Consider the following 18,408-nt stretch of genomic DNA (forward strand, 5'->3'; position numbering starts at 1 on the left):
CCCCACCCCTCATCCTCCGGGCCGGTCTACGTGCGTAGCTTTCCGCATGGCATGTCCACACCGTAGGGCTGAGCCGGGCCCTTGCCGGCTCGTCCTCGGGTCCCCCCACCGAGGTCTTCGGAGGCACGCTGGTGCCCGTGCAAAGATCCGGAACGACCGTTCCCCTCCGCCCCGCGAGGAGATCCCGCCGCTCCCTCATCGCAGTGTCCGGCGCACTCCTCGCTGTCCTTTCCCTCCTCTTCACCTTCCCCGGCACCGCCGGCGCCGACGACGTCCCCCCTCGGGGCTCCGCCTACCTGGGCATGGGCGTCATCGAGCACGACGGCCAGGGAGGACTGCCGCGCAGCAGCCGCGCCGCCCAGTCGGAAGGCGTCGACGTCTCCAGCCACCAGGGCAACGTCGACTGGCCGACGCTGTGGAGCAGCGGTGTGAAGTGGGCCTACGTCAAGGCCACCGAGGGCACCTACTACCGGAACCCCTACTTCACCCAGCAGTACGGCGGTTCGTACGACATCGGAATGATCCGCGGCACGTACCACTTCGCCACGCCCGACAAGACGACCGGTGCCGCCCAGGCCGACTACTTCGTCAGCAACGGAGGCGGGTGGTCGCAGGACGGCCGCACCCTCCCCGGCGCGCTGGACATCGAGTGGAATCCCTACGGCGACGCCTGCTACGGCAAGTCCCCGGCAGGCATGGTGACCTGGATCGGGGACTTCCTGAACCGCTACAGGGTCCTGACCGGCCGGGACGCGGTGATCTACACCGCCACCACCTGGTGGACCCAGTGCACCGGCAACTACGCCGGCTTCGGCGCGAGCAATCCGCTGTGGATCGCGCGCTACAACACCACCCCCGGCACCCTCCCCGCAGGCTGGGGCACCCACACCATGTGGCAGTACACCTCGTCCGGACCGACCGTGGGCGACCACGACCGGTTCAACGGGGACTTCGACCGGGTCGTGGCCCTCGCGAACGGCTGACCCCTGTACCGTCCGGCAACCGCCGGTACGGCCCTGCGACCCGCACCGCCCCGCGTGTTCCCCTGGTCTCAGGACCAGTGCGCGGGGCGGTCCAGCGTTCCCGGCAGCCTGGTGGTGGCGTCGCCCCGGGCCGCGTTCAGCTGCGGCTGGGTGACGAAGAAGCTGCCGGTCAGGTCCGCCCCCGACAGGTCCGCGTCCCGCAGGTCCGCCCCGATCAGGTCGGCGAGGCGCAGATCGGCGCAGCCGAGGTCGGCGGCGATGAGATACGCGCCGCGCAGGCTCGCTCCCCGCAGGTCCGCACCCCTGAGCCGGGCGCCCATCAGGTCCGCTCCCCTGCGGTCCTTCTTCCGGCGGCCCGCTCCGGCCCGTACCAGCTCGCTGGTGCGCAGCAGGACCACGTTGACCCGCTGCCGGTGTGCCGCCACGTCCAGTTCCCCGAGGGCGTCGGGTCCCAGCTCGGTGAGCGCCTCGGTCTCCGCCAGCAGGCTCCGGATCTCGCCGTGCAGGGAGCGGGCCGGCTCCAGGCCGAGCGCCTCGTTCAGGTACCAGAGCAGCTCGTGGAGCTGACGGACGACGGGGAACACCGCGAACATCTGTGCGGCCGTGTCGGGGGCCGACCTCCAGTCCTTGCCGCCGAAGGTCGACAGGGAGACCTTCTGCCCGGCGCCGAAGCAGTCATAGACCGTGCAGCCGGTGAAGCCGCTCGGCCGCAGCCGGGTGTGGATGCCGCAGCGGAAGTCGGCGGCGAGGTTGGGGCAGGGGGTACCGGCGTCCTTGTCCAGCGCGAAGTCCGCGGACCGGGTGAAGGGCAGGGCCACACAGCACAGCCCGAAGCAGTTCCCGCAGTCCGCCCTCAGCTCGCCGTTCCCGGCCGGCCGGGACGTCGTGTTCATCACTCCATTGTGGCGGACCGGACGGGACCCCCGGCGCACGGGCGCCGGGGGTCCCTCAGTCCCTCATGTCATCCGTGCGAGCAGGTCAGCCGCACTGACCCGCGGGACGGTCCCGGGTGACCAGGTCGGTCCAGCCGGTGGTGCCGTCGATCCAGACCACCTGGCGGCCGGAGACCGCGGCCGGGGAGATCTGCTCACCGCGGTTGCAGGACAGCCGGTCCTGCTGTGAGCCGTCGGTGGTCAGCTGCCAGATCTTCGGCAGCGTCTCGTTGCGCAGCGCCAGGTCGGGCAGCTGGCTGTTCACCGTGACGGCGGTGTCGGAGACCGTGAGGTCGAAGGAGACCAGCGCCTTCGGCTTGCGCTCCGCACTGATGTCGACCGTGCCGGTGCCGTCCAGCGCAGACCGGCGGATGCCCATCTGACCCTCGTCGTTCAGGTTCTCGTCCACGAGCCAGAAGGCGTGGGTCGCGTTCACCCCGGTCTGGCCGAGGATCTGCGGCTCGCCGAGCTGCTGGGCCAGGGCCGCCTTGCCGGTCTTCAGGTCGAGGATCTCGACGCCGAGCTTGTAGTCGTCCGGGGTCGGATACAGCTTGGCGTAGGAGAGCTTTCCGTTCCTGATCGCCGGCAGGGCGGTCAGGATGTCGAAGCCGCCGCCGTCGACGAGCGTGGGCCGGGTGTCCCCGGGACGCAGATAGCTGACATGGCGGTCGCCGAAGATGCCGGACGTCTCGAAGACGACGACACCGTTCTCCACCCGCAGTCCGCTGATGTCGCTGAACGAGGTGTAGAGCTTCTTGATCGGCCCGCCGGCGACCGGCCGGGACAGGATGTCCAGGCTGGTGGTGCCGTACGCCGCCCACACGACGGTCTTGCCGTCGGTGGCCGGGTAGACGTGGTAGCGGCCGTCGTTCGGGCTGACCAGCTTCGCCGCGCCCTTGCCGTCGGTGCGGCCCGTGTAGACCGAGTACGGCTCGGAGCCCTCGTCGTTGGACTGCGAGACGACCCACTGGCCGCCGCCCGCCTGGGCGCCGGTGCCGGTGGTGTTGATCTTGCCCAGCAGCTGGTCGGAGTCGACGCCGAGGGCGTCCTCCCAGCCCGCCACGATGCCGTGGGCGTTGAAGGAACGCTTCACGGCGTTCAGCTGCTTGGCGTTGACGCCCAGGTCCTTGGCGGCGGCGAGGACGGCGTTGCGGCCGTCGGTGAAGCCGTCAAGGGGGGTCAGGTACTCCGCGAGCGCCTTGTAGACGATCCGGTCGGCGAGTTCGCCGCCCACGTCCTGGCGCAGGTCCCACAACGCACCGGAGAAGATCGTGGAGTTGAGGTGCACTCCGCCGTTGTCGGTGGAGTAGGTGACCCCGAGGAAGTTCTTCGAGGTGTTCGCACCGTCGTTGAGGTCGCGCAGCGCACAGGCGCGGGGCGCCGCCGTACGGCAGAGGTCCTCGCCGATCAGACCCGAGTCCGGGTCGTCCATGGAGGCGCCGGACGCGGCCAGGTCGATGGCGTTGCCGAAGTAGTCGGCGATGGCCTCGTTGAGAGCGCCGGACTGGCCCGCGTAGACCAGGTTGGCGGTGTTCTCCACGACGCCGTGGGTCATCTCGTGGCCGACGACGTCGAGGTCGGCGGAGAGCGGCTTGTACTCCTCGTCGCCGCCGCCGTAGACCATCTTCTGGCCGTCCCAGAAGGCGTTGACGTACGGGAAGCCGAAGCTGGTGACGCCGACGAGGGAGTTGACCGTCATCCCGCGGCCGTCGAGGCTGTCGCGGCCGTGGGCGTCGCGGTAGTAGTCGTAGACCCGGCCGGCGGCCCAGTGCGCGTCGACCGCGCCGGCGTCGGTGGCCTCCTTGCCGACGTCCTTCGACGGGTCGGCGAACTCCTTGATGCCGCCGGGCCAGACGCCCAGGACGTCATTGACGTCCAGTTGCCGGGCGTCCCAGGTGGTCAGCGTGTTCTTGCTGCCGGCCGCCATGCGCTCGGTGTCGCTCATCAGGTACTTGGCGGCGTTCCCGTCGAAGACGAGATTCAGGCCGACCTTGGTCCCGTCCAGCTTGACGCCCGTGCCCTCGGAGCCGGGGATCGCGTCCGCCGTGGCGGAGCCGGCTCCTCGCGCGGCCGCCCTGGGGGCCGTGCCCGACGCGCCGTTGCGCTGCTCGGCCAGTGTCTTGATGCTGCTGAACTGCAGGACCGGATAGCCGGCGCGGGCGTCGATGAAGACCTGCTGGAGCACGGGTTCACCGGTGGTGGGGTTCGTGCCGCGCACGGTCACCTGGTGGGCGAGGACGCCCTCGCCCCGGGGGATCACCACGAGGCCCGCGACCGAGCCGGTGAGAGCGGCGGCGCGGGCGGACTGGGCGCCCTTGGCGCGGATGGCGTCCGCCTTGCTGAGCGTCTTGCCGCCGAGCCGGGCCGCCGTCGCGGCGACCGCCCGTCGCACGGCGGTCTCGTTGCTCACCGTGGCCTGGGTGCCGGTCTTCAGACCGGTGAAGTACTTGCCGGAGGTGCCGGTGACGACCCGCTTGCCGGCCTGGTGCTCCATGCGGACGACGTACTGCCCGCCGAACACCGGTATCCCATGGTGCTTCTGCTGGAGCCGTACGGTTTCTTCCTTGCCGCGCTCGACGGTCGCGACCGGAGCGAGGTCGCGCCGGGCGTCCGCGATCCGGTAGCGGCTCTCCTTGGCGTCCAGATGGCCACGGGCCGCGTCCGCGGGGCTCGCCTTGGCGTCCGCCGCCTCTCTGATGCCGTCGACGAGCGACGGGGTGGCCGTGCCTGCCCCCGGCAGGACGTCGGCGGGCGGTGCGGCGGCCGGCGGGGTGGCCGCCTGAGCCGGTACCGCCGTCAGCAGCAGCCCTGCCGCGCCGAGCAGCGCGGCGAGACCGGTCCCCCTGGTAACTCCCGGTCTCCGTGTGCTTGTTCTGGCCATGCGCACAGTTCGTACCCCTCCCACGTGCTGGTCAAGCCGTAAAGGTGGTCATGGCCATGCAACCTGTGAGGCGCCAACCGATCAATGTGGTCGACGTGTTGACAAGTGGACACGCACACTTGTGTGGCCCGTGAAGACAAGGTGAGAATCCGATGCATGAGCGAGGGGGAACTGCAGACCCTCGGCCTGGGGGCCGCCGAGGAACGCACCTACGAAGCACTGCTCAAGGAACGGGGACTCCAAGCGGAGGAGCTGGCCCGTCTCCTGGGACTGCCGCGCGACCGTCTCGACGTGGCGCTCGGGCATCTCGTCGAACACGGGCTGGCCGTCCCGGCCGACGGGGACGGCGCGCTGCCGCACCCTGCGGCGCCCGCCGCCGCGATCCGTACGCTCATCCACCGCCGCCAGGCCGAACTGCATCTTCGCTCGGCCGAGCTGGAGCGATTACGTATGACCGCGGACCGGATCGCCGGACGGCTGATGTCCGGCTCACCCACCGCCCCGGAGGGCGGGATCGAGGTGGTGACGGGTCCGCGGGCGATCGGCGAACGGGCGGAGTACCTGCTGGCGTCGGCGGAGCGCGAGGTCGCGATCCTCGACCGCCCGCCATATGTGAAGGGCCCGCGCGACGGCAGTGCCGGGCGGTCCGGGCTCGGGATCGAAGCACTCCTCGACCGCGGGATCGAGGTACGGACCGTCCTGGACCGGGACGGACTCGCGACACCGGGCCGAATGGGCTCGGTGGCCGGACTGGTCGAACGGGGCCTGCGGGCCCGGGTCACGACCGCCGTCCCCACCAAACTGATCTGTGTGGACCGCCGGATCACCCTGCTCCCGCCGACCGACGCGGCGGACCCGAGGGCCACCGCCCTGGTCATCGGCGACGCCCTGCTGCACAACGCGCTGGTCCCCCTCTTCGAGACGGTCTGGGAACGCGCCACGCCCCTCGGCGGCCCGGACGGCGAGGACTGCACACTCCCGAAGGCGCAGAAGGAACTCCTCGGTCTGCTCGCGGCCGGCCTCAAGGACGAGGCGATCGCCCGCCGACTCGGGGTCCATGTGCACACCGCCCGCCGCAGAATCAGCCATTTACTGGCGACGCTGGGCGCGGAGACCCGCTTCCAGGCGGGCGCGCAGGCGACGTTGCGGGGCTGGCTGGACTGACGGAGCCGAGGCCGGCGCGGACCGACACGGTGAGAGAGGCCCGGGGAGTGTGATCACCGGCTCTCGGGTGATCACTGGACTCACCGCCGTCGGCGGGCAAGATGGCCGGATGACGTGGTTCGCTCTCCCGAAGAGGCTGCCGAGGTGGCCGGCCGCCGCGCTGCTCACGGCCGTGACGGCATGCGGTGGTCCGGTCTCGGCCACTCCCGACACGGATGGCGGTCCCCCGCCCCTGCCGCCGGGGCCCTCGCCGCAGTCGTCGGCGGCGCCGTTCGCCGGGCCCGCCTCTGCCGGGGTGCTGCTCGACGAGGACGGCGTGCACTACTGCTCCGCGAGCGTCGTGGACAGCCCGCGGGGCAATGTCGTCGCCACCGCGGCCCACTGCGTCTTCGAGTACGGCAGCTACATGGAGAACGTCACCTTCGCGCCCGGCTTCACCGGCCCGGGCAAGGGCAAGGCGCCCCACGGGCGGTGGAAGGTCCGCGCCATCCAGGTCGACGACCGCTGGCGCAGGAACACCGACGCCTCGGATGCCGTCGACTACGCCTTCCTCACGCTCGAACCCGATGCGAAGGGCCGCGACGTCCAGGACGTCGTGGGCGGCACCCCCGCCGACTGGGCCTCCCCGGCCGAGCGCCGGGTGACCGTCGTCGGCTACCCCAACGCGGAGCACAACCCGCAGAACCGGCCCATCTCCTGCACCACCGACACCCGGCAGGACCCGGAGCTGGACGTGTCGGTGCGGATGGAGTGCGCCGGATTCTGGGACGGCACGAGCGGCGGTCCCTGGCTCGCCGACTACCGCGACGCCGAACACCCGGGCCGGATCATCGGCGTGACCAGCGGCGGACAGACGGACCGCGAGTCGACGGCGGTCCGCTTCACCGCGGACGCCCGCAGGCTGTACGACAAGGCGGCGAAGGCCTAGATCACGGGGACGGGCGGACAGCACGGAGCCCCGGGCGAAGGGGTGTTCCCTCCGCCCGGGGCTCCCGCGTCACCGGACTTCCGTCAGGCCGCCACGGTCACGGCGACCTCCGCCGGGGCCAGCGCGATCTCCAGCACCTGCCGGACATCCGTCACCGGGTGCACCTCCAGCTTCTCGAGGATCTCGGCCGGGACGTCGTCCAGGTCGGCCTCGTTCCGCTTCGGGATCACGACCGTCGTCGTACCCGCCCGGTGAGCGGCCAGCAGCTTCTGCTTCAGACCGCCGATCGGCAGCACCCGTCCGGTCAGCGACACCTCACCGGTCATCGCCACGTCCGTACGCACCAGCCGTCCGGAGAGCAGCGACGCCAGCGCCGTCGTCATCGTGATGCCGGCACTCGGGCCGTCCTTGGGGACCGCGCCCGCCGGGAAGTGGATGTGCACACCCCGGTCCTTCAGGTCGGCGACCGGCAGCTCCAGTTCGGCGCCGTGCGAGCGGAGGAAGCTCAGCGCGATCTGCGCCGACTCCTTCATCACGTCACCGAGCTGACCGGTCAGGGTCAGTCCGGAGCCGCCCGTCTCCGGGTCGGCCAGCGACGCCTCGACGAAGAGCACGTCGCCGCCCGCGCCGGTGACGGCGAGACCGGTGGCCACACCGGGCACCGCGGTACGGCGCTCGGCCGGGTCCTGCGCGGCCTCGGGCACGTGGTGCGGCCGTCCGACCAGTGCGCGCAGCTGCTCGGAGCCGACGGTGAACGGCAGTTCCCGCTCACCCAGTTCGTGCTGGGCCGCCACCTTGCGCAGCAGCCTGGCCACCGAGCGCTCCAGGTTCCGCACGCCCGCCTCACGGGTGTACTCGGCGGCCAGCTTGCGCAGTGCCGAGTCCTCCAGGACGACCTCGCCGGGCTCCAGGCCCGCCCGCTCCAGCTGACGCGGCAGCAGGTGGTCCCTGGCGATGACGACCTTCTCGTCCTCGGTGTAGCCGTCCAGCCGGACCAGCTCCATACGGTCGAGCAGGGCCTCCGGGATGGCCTCCAGGACGTTCGCCGTGGCGAGGAACACCACGTCGGACAGGTCGAGTTCGACCTCCAGGTAGTGGTCGCGGAACGTGTGGTTCTGCGCCGGGTCCAGGACTTCGAGCAGCGCGGCCGCCGGGTCGCCCCGGAAGTCCGAGCCGACCTTGTCGATCTCGTCCAGCAGGACCACCGGGTTCATCGACCCGGCCTCCTTGATGGCGCGGACGATCCGGCCGGGCAGCGCGCCCACGTAGGTGCGCCGGTGGCCGCGGATCTCCGCCTCGTCGCGTACGCCGCCGAGCGCGACCCGGACGAACTTGCGTCCCATCGCGTGTGCGACGGACTCGCCGAGCGAGGTCTTGCCGACGCCGGGCGGGCCGACGAGTGCCAGCACCGCGCCGCCACGCCGTCCGCCGACCACACCGAGTCCTCGGTCGGCGCGGCGCTTGCGCACCGCCAGGTATTCGGTGATCCGCTCCTTGACGTCCTGAAGGCCCGCGTGTTCGGCGTCCAGGATCGCCTTGGCGCCCTGGATGTCGTACGCGTCCTCGGTCGTCTCGTTCCACGGCAGTTCGAGCACGGTGTCGAGCCAGGTCCGGATCCAGGAGCCCTCCGGGCTCTGGTCGCTGGACCGCTCCAGCTTCTCGACCTCCTTGAGGGCCGCTTCGCGGACCTTCTCGGGCAGGTCGGCGGCCTCGACACGGGCCCGGTAGTCGTCGGACTCGTCCTCGGCGCCGTCGCCGTCGAGCTCACGCAGCTCCTTGCGCACGGCTTCGAGCTGCCGGCGCAGCAGGAACTCGCGCTGCTGCTTGTCGACGCCCTCCTGGACGTCCTTGGCGATGGACTCGGCGACATCCTGCTCGGCCAGGTGCTCGCGCAGCTGCTCGGTGGCGAGCTTGAGGCGGGCCACCGGGTCGGCGGTGTCGAGCAGTTCGATCTTCTGGGCGGTGGTCAGGAAAGGCGAGTAGCCGGAATTGTCCGCGAGCTGCGAGACGTCGTCGATCTGCTGGACACGGTCCACGACCTGCCAGGCGCCGCGCTTCTTCAGCCAGTCCGTGGCAAGAGCCTTGTACTCCTTGACCAGGTCGGTGACCTGTCCGGGCAGCGGGTCGGGAACGGTCTCCTCGATCCGGGTGCCCTCGATCCACAGAGCGGCGCCGGGGCCGGTGGTGCCCGCGCCGATCTTCACACGGCCGCGGCCGCGGATCAGGGCACCGGGGTCGCCGTCGGAGAGCCGGCCGACCTGTTCGACGGTGCCGAGCACGCCAGTGGCGGCGTACTGGCCGTCGATCCGAGGAACAAGAAGCACCTGTGGCTTGCTTGCCCCACTGGAGCGGGCAGCGGCCTGTGCGGCCTCCACCGCGGCGCGTACGTCGGTGTCGGAAAGGTCCAGAGGCACCACCATTCCGGGCAGCACGACCTCGTCATCGAGCGGCAGCACGGGCAGGGTGAGTGGTGTGGACGTCAAAGCCATGATCTCCCCTTAGGCAGTGAAGTTGAGCTATGTCGACTCAATGCATGAGGGGCCGCAGATGTTCCCCGGCCTCTGTTCGCTCTCAGCGATCAGCCCTCCAGGTGAGGGAGAGGGCAGCGGACAGGCAGGGCGCTTCTCAGCCGAATCGCCCTCGACGGGACCGCCGGGTCGCCCATACTGCGGCGACGGACCACGGCCGGAGCTCAGCCCTCCCGAGCGGAGCACCGGACGCCGGCGGAGCGATCCGAGGGAGGTGTGCGGCCGATGACACGTCTCGGGCGCGGCACGGCGGGGGCAGTGGCGGCGGTGCTCGTCATGGCCTTCGCGGCGGGGTGCGGGCAGGGCGGGGACACGGGAGCCGGGGACGGCACGGACGGCACGGGCGGCCCGCAGAGTTCGCCGGCCTCTTCGCCTTCTTCCGCCTCACCGCCGTCCGCTTCTTCTGCGCCGGCCCCTCCTGCGCGGACCTCTCCGCCTCCGCAGCCCTCACCGCCGCCCGCTTCGTCGGCGCCCGCCCCGCCACCCCCGGCCGCCGGACGGCAGCTGGTCGCGATGACGGTCACGGGCGGGATCGCCGGTGTGCACAACCGACTCGTGGTCCGCGAGGACGGCACCTACACGACGACGTCGAAGACCGGGGCGGAACGTTCCGGCCGGATGAGCCCGGCGGAGCTGGCCGAACTGCGCGGGGCCCTGAAGAGGGCCGACTTCGCCCGGCTGCCGAGCACGGCGACCGGGAGCCCCGTCATGGACGGATTCACCTACCGGATCACCCACGCCGGCCACACGGTCACGACGGACGACACCGCCGAGGTGCCGAGGCTGCGCGAGGTGATCGCGGCCCTGCCCGAGCGGTAGGGCCGGCACCCGGGTCCGGTTGCCGGACCGGGACCGGCGTACGGCCCGGACCGGACCGGACCGGCGTACGGGCCGCCGGGATCAGACCGGGACCGGCGTACGGGCCGCCCGGATCAGACCGGCACCGGCGTACGGCCCGCGGTGCGTCCCGCCCAGCGGCGGACGGCGGGCCAGCAGGCGAGACCGGCGAGCAGGGCGAGCGGATGGCCCCAGTCGGTGAGCGGGTCCGTGAAGGCGAGCAGATCCTGCAGAAGCATTATCGAGACGAAGCCGAGGACCGTGACCCGCAGGACGGGGCTCAGCAGTCCGGCGAGCGCGCCGATGCTCGCCATCAGCCCGAAGCTGATGCCGTAGTCGAGCCGGTGCAGCGAGGTGGCGGGCAGATGACCGGCCGCCACGGATATACCGACCGGGACCTCGGTCGCCAGGGTCGCGCCGACATGGCCGACGAGAAAGACGAGAGCGGTGCGCGGACCGCCTATGCGGCGTTCCAGCGCGGTCAGCACGACGACGAAGGCGATGGCGTACGGGGACGCCAGACCGCCGGCGATCCACAACGCGCTCGCGCCGAGAACCAGCAGCGGCCTGTCCGCCAGATGGGCGACATCGGTGCTGGATCCGTGCAACAGCGCGGAGACGGTGGCGGGGTCCCCGTAGCGGGCGAAGAGGGAGGTCGCGAGCAGGACGAGGAGATAGCCGAAGGTGAAGGGAGTGCCGGTCGGAGTGGGCAGCAGCCGCAGAGCCTGCCGCCACCGGGGCGTCCGCAGAGGGCCGGCGGCCGGAAAGGGCACGGCGGCAGGCTGTGCGGCGCGTACGGGCCCGGTCCGCTGCGCCGGAATCGCGGGGAGCAGCTCCGTGAGCGCGGCCTGCTCCCCGAGCACCGGATCGGTACGGCCTCCATGAGCCTGGACCGGCGTGGTGCGGGGGCGCGCGGCTCCGTCGCCCGCGCTGGTCCGGTCGCGCCTGGTCCGGTCGCCCTTCGTGTGCTGATGCACGGCGTGAGGCCCCTTTCGCCAAGCCCCCGAACAAAACCCCACCCAATGCGATCAGCGTGACCCGCGTCTATGACGTACGCCACACGAGGCAACCTCCGCCCTCGTCCGTGCGTCGCGGGCCGCGCACCCGGCCGCCGGGCCCCGCCGTGACGCGCGTGTTCGCCGTCGGCGCGAACACCGCACGCGTGCGGGCGCCTGCACGGGGCAGGAGCCCCTCGGGCCCGCGCTCCGGAATATCGGTTTGTCCCGGTCGCGCCGTCCCGCAAGCATGGTCGACGCCATCGACGGCCAGCCATCCGGAGGTACTGCCATGCCGCTGCACGCCGACGCCGAAACTCCCGTCACCCTCGACCGGCGCGAGGGGCCCTACGGAGAGATCGTGCTGCGGCAGCGCGGGGAGCATCACGAGATCATCGCCAACGGGTGCTTCCTGATGGACACCTCCGACGGACGCTCCGAACGGCTGCTGGTGGACGCTGCGAGCGAGGCGCTCACGGCCAATGGCAAACATCCGTCCGCCCTGCTCATCGGCGGGCTCGGGGTCGGCTTCTCGCTGGCCCACGCCGCCGCCGACCCCCGTTGGCGCCGGATCACGGTGGTCGAGCGCGAGCAAGCGGTCATCGACTGGCACCGCACGGGACCGCTCGCCCGGATCTCCGGCGGGGCACTCGGCGATCCCCGTTGCGTGATCCTGCACACGGACCTCCTCACGCATCTGCGGGAGTCCGCCGATCACTACGACGCCCTGTGCCTGGACATCGACAACGGACCCGACTGGACCGTCACCGACGACAACGAGAACCTCTACTCCCCGGACGGACTCGCCGCCTGCCAGGCCCGGTTGACGCCCGGTGGAGTACTGGCCGTGTGGTCGGCCCAGCCGTCTCCGGCTTTTGAGGATGCGTTGCGGAATGCCGGATTCACCGGGGTAAGAACCGAAGAGATCCGCCTTGCCCGAGGCGTACCTGACGTGGTCCATCTCGCCGTCAGCCCTGCGTAGCCGGGACGCCGTGACTGCCTTTACGCTGCTCACCTACACACCGGATCAAATAACCAGATGCAACTCGCGAGAACGCGTACAGGGGCGGGCGATGGAGCAGACACACACCACGCACAACGGCGTCGCGGCCACGCCAGGCGCTCAGCGCCGGGTGCTGGTGGTCGAGGACGACTCGACCATCGTGGACGCCATCGCCGCCAGGCTGCGGGCCGAGGGCTTTCTCGTCCAGACGGCCTCCGACGGCCCCGCCGCCGTCGACGCGGCCGAGGCCTGGCAGCCCGACCTGATGGTCCTCGACGTGATGCTTCCGGGCTTCGACGGTCTCGAGGTCTGCCGCAGGGTCCAGGCGCAGCGCCCGGTACCGGTGCTGATGCTCACGGCCCGCGACGACGAGACCGACATGCTCGTCGGGCTGGGCGTCGGCGCCGACGACTACATGACCAAGCCGTTCTCGATGCGTGAGCTGGCGGCCCGGGTACATGTGCTCCTGCGCCGGGTGGAGCGTGCCGCGCTCGCCGCGGTGACACCGCGCAGCGGGATCCTGCGTCTCGGCGAGCTGGAGGTCGACCACGCCCAGCGCCGCGTACGTGTCCGCGGTGACGACGTGCACCTGACGCCCACCGAGTTCGATCTGCTGGTGTGCCTCGCGAACACCCCGCGCGCCGTCCTGTCCCGCGAGCAGCTTCTCGCGGAGGTGTGGGACTGGGCCGACGCCTCGGGCACCCGCACCGTCGACAGCCACATCAAGGCGCTGCGCCGGAAGATCGGCGCCGAGCGGATCCGTACGGTGCACGGCGTCGGATACGCCCTGGAGACGCCTGCCCCATGAGGCGCCGCCTCCGGGACGAGCCGCCCGGCCGCCCCGACCGGCTGAACCGGCTGCGGTCCGCCTCCCTGTCGATCTCGATCAAGACCAAGCTCGGCGCGCTCGTCGTCGTCTCGGTCTTCATCACCACGGGGCTGCTCGTCGTCGCCCTGCGCACACAGACCGAGCTGCGCTTCATCACGGTCTTCTCGGTGATAGCCACGCTGCTGATCACCCAGTTCGTGGCGCACGGCCTGACCGCGCCGCTGGACGAGATGAACACCGTGGCCAAGGGCATATCGCACGGTGACTACACCCGCCGGGTGAGCGGCGCCGACCGCCGTGACGAGCTCGGCGACCTCGCCTCGACGATCAACCGCATGGCGGACGACCTGGAGGCGGTGGACCGGCACCGCAAGGAGCTGGTCGCCAATGTCTCGCACGAGCTGCGGACCCCCATCGCCGCGCTGCGGGCCGTCCTGGAGAACGTGGTCGACGGGGTGTCCGCGGCCGATCCCGAGACGATGCGCACGGCGCTGAAGCAGACCGAGCGGCTGGGCCGGCTGGTCGAGACGTTGCTGGACCTGTCCCGGCTGGACAACGGGGTCGTGCCCCTGCGGGCCCGGCGTTTCGAGGTGTGGCCGTATCTCTCCGGGGTGCTGAAGGAGGCCAACCTGGCCGCCGCCCATCGCCGCGTGGCCTCGGGCTCGGGCAACCACACCCGTACCGACGTGCATCTCCATCTGGACGTCTCACCGCCCGAGCTGACCGCGCACGCGGACGCCGAGCGGCTGCACCAGGTGGTCGCCAATCTGATCGACAACGCGGTGAAGCACTCGCCGCCGCACGGCCGGGTGACGGTCCGGGCGCGGCGCGGCGCCCAGCCGGAGTCGCTGGACCTGGAAGTGGTCGACGAGGGCCCGGGCATTCCCGAGCAGGAGCGCCACCGGGTCTTCGAGCGGTTCAACCGGGGCAGCATCCTGGCCCCGCACGGCAAGGGCAGCGACGGCGGTACGGGTCTGGGCCTGGCCATCGCGCGCTGGGCGGTGGATCTGCACGGCGGGCGCATCGGCGTGGCCGAATCCGCCCGCGGCTGCCGGATCCGGGTCACCCTTCCGGGAATCCCGTCGCCACGCGGTTGACGTAGGGTTCGAACCGGAACCGGCTGTTCAGCGTGATGTTCTGTGAGGACGGGCCCGCGCGGCCGTTCCTACGGCGGGCCGGAGGGCCACGGCCACGGTGTCGCCGACCCGTGGCGCGGTCGAACCGTGCTTGTTTCCCGCCATTGTCAGCCCCGAAACCCGCCTTTCGGTGTGACTTGCGCGACGATGACCAGCCCGGCCTGCATCTCCCGGCCAGGGAGGCGTAGCCTTAATTCCCGCTGTCCATCACCTTGTGAAGCGGAAGAGGGCGGTTGCCGCCGTGTCGTCTCAGTCCCCCAGTAACTCGAGCATCTCGACCGACCAAGGCGCGCAGGGCGAGAACCCTGCCGCCGCATTCGGGCCCAATGAGTGGCTCGTCGACGAGATCTACCAGCAGTACCTCCAGGACCCCAATTCCGTCGACCGCGCCTGGTGGGACTTCTTCGCCGACTACAAGCCTGGCGGCGGCAGCTCTGCCGCCACGGCGGCGAAGCCCTCCGACGGAAGCACGGCCGCGGACGCTGCTCCCGCGCAGCCCGGTACCGCAGCCGCGGGGGCTGCGGGTACCGCCGGTCAGACCGGCAGTGCCGCAGCGAACGGCGTGAGCGCCGCTCCGCAGGCCGCACCCGCCGCGAAGGCCCCGTCCGCGCAGCCCGCCGCACCGGCCCAGGCCGCTCCCGCGGCGAAGGCGGCCCCGGCCGCCGCGCCCAAGGCGGCGCAGCCCGCTCCGGCCAAGGCCGCGCCGGCGAAGGCCGCACCCGCCAAGGCGGAGGCCGCGAAGGCCGCACCGGACACCGAGGCCCCCTCGGGACCCGAGTACGTGACGCTGCGCGGCCCCTCGGCCGCCGTTGCGAAGAACATGAACGCCTCGCTGGAACTGCCGACGGCCACGTCCGTGCGCGCGGTCCCGGTGAAGCTGCTCTTCGACAACCGCATCGTCATCAACAACCACCTCAAGCGCGCCCGGGGCGGGAAGGTCTCCTTCACCCACCTCATCGGGTACGCGATGGTGCAGGCCCTCAAGGCCATGCCGTCGATGAACTACTCCTTCGCGGAGAAGGACGGCAAGCCCACCCTGGTCAAGCCGGAGCACGTGAACTTCGGCCTCGCCATCGACCTGGTGAAGCCGAACGGCGACCGCCAGCTGGTCGTCGCGGCCATCAAGAAGGCCGAGACGCTCAACTTCTTCGAGTTCTGGCAGGCGTACGAGGACATCGTCCGCCGCGCCCGGAACAACAAGCTGACGATGGACGACTTCACCGGCGTCACCGTCTCGCTGACCAACCCCGGCGGCCTCGGCACCGTCCACTCGGTGCCGCGTCTGATGCCCGGGCAGTCGGTCATCATGGGCGTCGGCTCCATGGACTACCCGGCCGAGTTCCAGGGCACCTCGCAGGACACCCTGAACCGCCTGGGCATCTCCAAGGTGATGACCCTCACCAGCACGTACGACCACCGGGTCATCCAGGGCGCCGCCTCCGGCGAGTTCCTGCGGGTCGTCGCCAACTTCCTGCTCGGCGAGCAGGGCTTCTACGACGACATCTTCCAGGCGCTGCGCATCCCCTACGAGCCGGTCCGCTGGTTCAAGGACATCGACGCCAGCCACGACGACGACGTCACCAAGGCCGCCCGGGTCTTCGAGCTGATCCACTCCTACCGGGTCCGCGGCCACGTCATGGCCGACACCGACCCGCTGGAGTACCGCCAGCGCAAGCACCCCGACCTGGACATCACCGAGCACGGGCTCACGCTGTGGGACCTGGAGCGCGAGTTCGCGGTCGGCGGCTTCTCCGGCAAGTCGATGATGAAGCTGCGCGACATCCTCGGCGTCCTGCGCGACTCGTACTGCCGCACCACCGGCATCGAGTTCATGCACATCCAGGACCCGAAGCAGCGCAAGTGGATCCAGGACCGCGTCGAGCGCGGGCACACCAAGCCCGAGCGCGAGGAGCAGCTGCGGATCCTGCGCCGGCTCAACGCCGCCGAGGCGTTCGAGACGTTCCTGCAGACCAAGTACGTCGGTCAGAAGCGGTTCTCGCTGGAGGGCGGCGAGTCCGTCATCCCGCTGCTCGACGCGGTCATCGACTCCGCCGCCGAGTCCCGCCTGGACGAGGTCGTCATCGGCATGGCCCACCGCGGCCGGCTGAACGTGCTCGCGAACATCGTCGGCAAGTCGTACGCGCAGATCTTCCGGGAGTTCGAGGGCAACCTCGACCCGAAGTCGATGCACGGCTCCGGCGACGTGAAGTACCACCTGGGCGCCAACGGCACCTTCACCGGTCTGGACGGCGAGCAGATCAAGGTCTCGCTCGTCGCCAACCCCTCCCACTTGGAGGCGGTCGACCCGGTGCTGGAGGGTGTCGCACGCGCCAAGCAGGACGTCATCAACAAGGGCGGCACGGACTTCACGGTCCTGCCGGTCGCCCTGCACGGTGACGCGGCCTTCGCCGGCCAGGGTGTCGTCGCCGAGACGCTGAACATGTCGCAGCTGCGCGGCTACCGCACCGGCGGCACGGTCCACATCGTCATCAACAACCAGGTCGGCTTCACCGCCGCCCCGGAGTCGTCGCGTTCGTCGATGTACGCGACCGACGTGGCCCGCATGATCGAGGCGCCGATCTTCCACGTGAACGGCGACGACCCGGAGGCCGTGGTCCGCGTCGCGCGGCTCGCCTTCGAGTTCCGCCAGACGTTCAACAAGGACGTCGTGATCGACCTCATCTGCTACCGCCGCCGCGGTCACAACGAGGGCGACAACCCGCAGTTCACCAACCCGCAGATGTACAACCTGATCGACAAGAAGCGTTCGGTGCGCAAGCTCTACACCGAGTCGCTGATCGGCCGGGGCGACATCACGCTGGAAGAGGCGGAGCAGGCGCTCCAGGACTTCCAGGGCCAGCTGGAGAAGGTCTTCGCGGAGGTCCGCGAGGCGACCAGCCTGCCGGCCCCGGCGCATGTCCCGGACGCGCAGGCCGAGTTCCCGGTGGCCCTCACCACCGCGGTCTCCCAGGAGGTCGTGAAGCGGATCGCCGAGTCCCAGGTCAACATCCCCGACCACGTCACCGTGCACCCGCGGCTGATGCCGCAGATGCAGCGCCGTGCGGCGTCGGTCGAGGACGGCACCATCGACTGGGGCATGGGCGAGACGCTCGCCATCGGCTCGCTGCTGATGGAGGGCACCACGGTCCGGCTGTCCGGTCAGGACACCCGCCGCGGCACGTTCGGCCAGCGCCACGCGGTGCTGGTGGACCAGGAGACCGGCGAGGACTACACCCCGCTGCTCTACCTCTCCGAGGACCAGGCCCGCTACAACGTCTACGACTCACTGCTCAGCGAGTACGCGGCGATGGGCTTCGAGTACGGCTACTCGCTGGCCCGCCCGGACGCGCTGGTCATGTGGGAGGCGCAGTTCGGTGACTTCGTCAACGGCGCGCAGACCGTCGTCGACGAGTTCATCTCCTCCGCCGAGCAGAAGTGGGGCCAGACCTCCGGCGTCACGCTGCTGCTGCCGCACGGCTACGAGGGCCAGGGCCCGGACCACAGCTCCGCGCGCCCCGAGCGCTTCCTCCAGATGTGCGCGCAGAACAACATGACGGTCGCGATGCCGACCCTGCCGTCGAACTACTTCCACCTGCTGCGCTGGCAGGTCCACAACCCGCACCACAAGCCGCTGATCGTCTTCACGCCGAAGTCGATGCTGCGTCTGAAGGCCGCGGCGTCGAAGGCGGAGGAGTTCGTCAACGGCGGCTTCCGCCCGGTGATCGGCGACGAGTCGGTGGACCCGAACGCGGTCCGCAAGGTCGTCTTCTGCTCCGGCAAGGTCTACTACGACCTGGAGGCCGAGCGGGTCAAGCGCGGCGTCACGGACACCGCGATCCTGCGTCTGGAGCGGCTGTACCCGCTGCCGGGCAAGGAGCTCCAGGCAGAGATCGCCAAGTTCCCGAACGCCGAGAAGTACCTCTGGGCGCAGGAGGAGCCGGCGAACCAGGGTGCGTGGCCGTTCATCGCGCTGAACCTGATCGACCACCTGGACCTGGCCGTCGGTGCGGACATCCCGCACGGCGAGCGTCTGCGCCGCATCTCGCGTCCGCACGGCTCGTCCCCGGCGGTCGGCTCGGCCAAGCGCCACCAGGCGGAGCAGCAGCAGCTGGTCGACGAGGTCTTCGACGCCTAGTCGTCGGGACCGGTTCCGCACGGAGGGCCCGGACCGCATCACCCGATGCGGTCCGGG

Annotated in this window: 12 protein-coding genes; 8 read left to right on the forward strand and 4 right to left on the reverse strand. The window is 70.8% G+C overall.

Annotation, left to right across the window (positions count from 1 at the left end):
- Positions 1-131 precede the first annotated feature (131 nt).
- Positions 132-983, forward strand: coding sequence for a lysozyme (locus tag RPQ07_RS12240; RefSeq protein WP_313944151.1), 852 nt, complete (start codon positions 132-134; stop codon positions 981-983).
- A 68-nt stretch (positions 984-1,051) separates the two neighbouring features.
- Here the strand turns inward: RPQ07_RS12240 and RPQ07_RS12245 are convergent, their stop codons facing one another.
- Together RPQ07_RS12245 and RPQ07_RS12250 are read right to left on the reverse strand one after the other, a co-directional pair.
- Positions 1,052-1,876: a pentapeptide repeat-containing protein gene (locus RPQ07_RS12245; RefSeq protein ID WP_313944152.1), complete on the reverse strand. Its 825-nt coding sequence runs from the start codon at positions 1,874-1,876 to the stop codon at positions 1,052-1,054.
- Between the two features lie 85 nt (positions 1,877-1,961).
- Positions 1,962-4,796, reverse strand: a complete 2,835-nt coding sequence (locus RPQ07_RS12250; protein WP_313944153.1) for a M4 family metallopeptidase — start codon at positions 4,794-4,796, stop codon at positions 1,962-1,964.
- Positions 4,797-4,952: 156 nt separating this feature from the next.
- Between RPQ07_RS12250 and RPQ07_RS12255 the strand changes: the two genes are divergently transcribed.
- Together RPQ07_RS12255 and RPQ07_RS12260 are read left to right on the forward strand one after the other, a co-directional pair.
- The gene (locus RPQ07_RS12255) at positions 4,953-5,960 is read left to right on the forward strand and encodes a helix-turn-helix domain-containing protein (RefSeq protein WP_313944154.1); all 1,008 of its coding nucleotides are present in this window, start codon (positions 4,953-4,955) and stop codon (positions 5,958-5,960) included.
- 109 nt (positions 5,961-6,069) lie between these two features.
- Positions 6,070-6,888 (forward strand): trypsin-like serine peptidase, encoded by an 819-nt coding sequence (locus tag RPQ07_RS12260; RefSeq protein WP_313944155.1) that lies wholly within the window; start codon positions 6,070-6,072, stop codon positions 6,886-6,888.
- An 83-nt stretch (positions 6,889-6,971) separates the two neighbouring features.
- Here the strand turns inward: RPQ07_RS12260 and lon are convergent, their stop codons facing one another.
- Positions 6,972-9,377: an endopeptidase La gene (gene lon / locus RPQ07_RS12265; RefSeq protein WP_313944156.1), complete on the reverse strand. Its 2,406-nt coding sequence runs from the start codon at positions 9,375-9,377 to the stop codon at positions 6,972-6,974.
- A 552-nt stretch (positions 9,378-9,929) separates the two neighbouring features.
- Between lon and RPQ07_RS12270 the strand changes: the two genes are divergently transcribed.
- Positions 9,930-10,235 (forward strand): protealysin inhibitor emfourin, encoded by a 306-nt coding sequence (locus RPQ07_RS12270; protein WP_313944157.1) that lies wholly within the window; start codon positions 9,930-9,932, stop codon positions 10,233-10,235.
- Positions 10,236-10,348: 113 nt separating this feature from the next.
- On the opposite strand, the gene RPQ07_RS12275 is transcribed toward RPQ07_RS12270, so the two are convergent.
- Entirely contained in the window at positions 10,349-11,230 is an 882-nt protein-coding gene (locus RPQ07_RS12275; RefSeq protein ID WP_413777732.1) for a rhomboid-like protein, read from the reverse strand.
- Positions 11,231-11,540: 310 nt separating this feature from the next.
- Between RPQ07_RS12275 and RPQ07_RS12280 the strand changes: the two genes are divergently transcribed.
- From RPQ07_RS12280 to RPQ07_RS12295, 4 genes are all read left to right on the forward strand, one after another.
- Positions 11,541-12,230, forward strand: coding sequence for a spermidine synthase (locus RPQ07_RS12280; RefSeq protein WP_313944158.1), 690 nt, complete (start codon positions 11,541-11,543; stop codon positions 12,228-12,230).
- A 91-nt stretch (positions 12,231-12,321) separates the two neighbouring features.
- Entirely contained in the window at positions 12,322-13,059 is a 738-nt protein-coding gene (locus tag RPQ07_RS12285; protein ID WP_313944159.1) for a response regulator transcription factor, read from the forward strand.
- Positions 13,056-14,177 carry a HAMP domain-containing sensor histidine kinase gene (locus tag RPQ07_RS12290; protein WP_313944160.1) on the forward strand — a complete coding sequence of 374 codons (1,122 nt, stop codon included), beginning with the start codon at positions 13,056-13,058 and terminating at the stop codon, positions 14,175-14,177. The genes RPQ07_RS12285 and RPQ07_RS12290 overlap by 4 nt, the downstream gene beginning before the upstream one ends.
- 280 nt (positions 14,178-14,457) lie before the next feature.
- The gene (locus RPQ07_RS12295) at positions 14,458-18,351 is read left to right on the forward strand and encodes a multifunctional oxoglutarate decarboxylase/oxoglutarate dehydrogenase thiamine pyrophosphate-binding subunit/dihydrolipoyllysine-residue succinyltransferase subunit (protein WP_313944161.1); all 3,894 of its coding nucleotides are present in this window, start codon (positions 14,458-14,460) and stop codon (positions 18,349-18,351) included.
- Positions 18,352-18,408 lie beyond the last annotated feature (57 nt).

This window comes from Streptomyces sp. AM8-1-1, from assembly GCF_032229325.1.
In the GTDB taxonomy this organism is placed as follows: domain Bacteria; phylum Actinomycetota; class Actinomycetes; order Streptomycetales; family Streptomycetaceae; genus Streptomyces; species Streptomyces achmelvichensis.